General features: G+C 69.9%; 2 protein-coding genes. Both read left to right on the top strand.

Features of this window, described 5'->3' with window-relative positions; translation table 11 throughout:
- The first annotated feature begins 146 nt into the window (after positions 1-146).
- A complete protein-coding gene (istA, locus tag DOO78_RS26775) occupies positions 147-1,307 on the top strand; it encodes an IS21 family transposase (RefSeq protein ID WP_111472931.1) in 1,161 nt (386 codons plus the stop codon).
- Positions 1,304-2,158: an IS21-like element helper ATPase IstB gene (istB, locus tag DOO78_RS26770; protein ID WP_111472930.1), complete on the top strand. Its 855-nt coding sequence runs from the start codon at positions 1,304-1,306 to the stop codon at positions 2,156-2,158. The genes istA and istB overlap by 4 nt, the downstream gene beginning before the upstream one ends.
- Positions 2,159-2,221: the final 63 nt, after the last annotated feature.

The following is a 2,221-nucleotide window of genomic DNA, read 5'->3' as shown; positions in this document are numbered from 1 at the left end:
CTGTAGCGGCTGGATGAATGCTCCCCGGAAGTGCTGGCTGAAAATTCCCCAGTTCAGCGCCACTGCCCGGGCCTGGGGGCGAGCCCCCGGGCCCGGGCGGCGCCGGCCATGCCCCAGGATGCCATGCGGCATCATGGGAGCAGCCGGTGGTCACCCTTGGGGAGCTCGTCATGATCCTGGATCTCGCCCGGCAGGGCCTGACCGTCTCGGCCATTGCCCGCCGCACCGGCCACGACCGCAAGACCATCCGCACCTACATCGCGCGCGGCCTGGAGCCGCCGGCCTACAAGCCGCGGCCACCAGCCCCGTCGCCGCTGGCGCCCTTCGAGGCCTTCCTGCGCGAGCGCGTTGGCCGCTTTCCTGACCTGACCGGCCGTCGCCTGTGGCGCGAGGTCCGCGATCTCGGCTTCGACGGCGGCTACTCCACCGTGACCGACTTCCTGCGCACCGTCCGGCCGCCGGCTGCTCCCGCCTTCGAGCGTCGCTTCGAAACCCCGCCGGGACGCCAGGCGCAGGTCGACTTCGCCCACTTCCGGGTCCGCTTCGAGGACGAGCCCGGCGCCGAGCGCATCGTCTGGCTGTTCTCCCTGGTGCTCGGCCACAGCCGCATGATGTGGGCCCGCTTCGTCGCACAGCAGGACCTCGCCACCGTGCTGCGCTGCCACGTCGCCGCCTTCGAGGCGCTCGGCGGCGTGCCTGAGCAGATCCTCTACGACCGGATGCGCACCGCGGTCCTCGGCGAGGTCGACGAACGCGGCATCGTCTACAACGACAAGCTCCTCGCCCTGGCAGGCCATTACGGCTACCTACCCAAGGCCTGCCGGCCCTACCGTGCCAAGACCAAGGGCAAAGTCGAGAGGCCGTTCCGCTACGTCCGCGAGGACTTCTTCCTGGCCAGGGCCTTTCGCAACCTTGGTGACCTGAACGCCCAGTTCACCCAATGGCTCGACCAGGTCGCCAACCGCCGCCTGCACGGCACCACCGGGCGCATCGTCATCGAGCACTTCGCCGAGGAGCAGACGTCCCTCAAGCCGCTGCCAGCCGGGCCGTTCAATGCCGTCCTCCGCCTCGAGCGACGCATCTCCCACGAGGGCATGGTCTCGGTCGGCGGCNACCCCGTGCTTGAGGGTCGTGGCCGGCGCCGCATCGCCGAGGGCCATCGCAGCCTGCCGCCGCCCTCCAACAGCACCACGCCACGGCATGGCGCCACAGCGCCACCAGGACCGTCTGCCGGCGTGACGCCCCGATCGCTGGCCATCTATGAGGCGGTCGGCCGCAGGCTCGCCGCCGGGGAGCCCGCGCGATGACCGCCGCCCCGGCCACTCTCGACCGCATCCGCCGCCACCTGGTCGGCCTCCGCATGCCGCGGGCCTTGGAGGTGCTGGAGCACCTGCTGCGCCAGCTCGAGCGCGGCGAGATCTCTGCCCTCGAGGCCATCGACAGCCTGCTCGACGAGGAGCTCAGCCTGCGCGAGGGCCGCAGGGTCAAGGCAGCCCTCAAGATGGGCCGGCTGCTCACGATCAAGACCCTCGCCGGGTTCGACTTCGCGTTCCAGCCATCCCTCGACCGCAACCGCATCCTCACCCTGGCCGGGCTCGACTTCATCAGCCGCCACGAGGTCGTCCACTTCCTCGGCCAGCCCGGCTGCGGCAAGACCCACCTCGCCATCGCCCTCGCCGTCGAGGCCGTTCAGGCCGGCCGCAGCGTCTACTTCACCACCCTTGCCGAGCTCATCGGCTCGCTGGCCAAGGCCGAGCGCGAGGGCACCCTGAGGGAGAGGATCCGGTTCCTCTGCCGACCCCAACTCCTTGTCGTCGACGAGATCGGCTACCTGCCCGTCGTCGCCGGCGGCGGGAACCTGTTCTTTCAACTGGTCAACGCCCGCTACGAGCGCGGCGCCATGATCCTGACCTCCAACCGCGGCTTTGCCGAATGGGGCGAGGTGTTCGGCGACACCGTCGTCGCCACCGCTCTGCTCGACCGACTCCTCCACCACGCCATCGTCGTCCGCATCGAGGGCGCCAGCTACCGCCTCCGTCGCCATGCCGATCTGTTGCCCGACACCAGCTCAGCCCGACCGGTAACCTCGCCCGAGACGCCACGCCGGCGCGGCAGGCCACCCAAGCTCCGAACCGCCGATCTCAGCGCCGCGACATAGCCACCAGCAGAACTGGGGAATTTTCAGCCAGCGCTTTTGAGAAAACCCACCTCAGCATTGACA

It is taken from the genome of Roseicella frigidaeris, from assembly GCF_003258945.1.
Lineage (GTDB): Bacteria > Pseudomonadota > Alphaproteobacteria > Acetobacterales > Acetobacteraceae > Paracraurococcus > Paracraurococcus frigidaeris.
The sequence above is the reverse complement of the archived record's forward strand: the minus strand, read 5'-3'. Positions and strand labels throughout refer to the sequence as shown.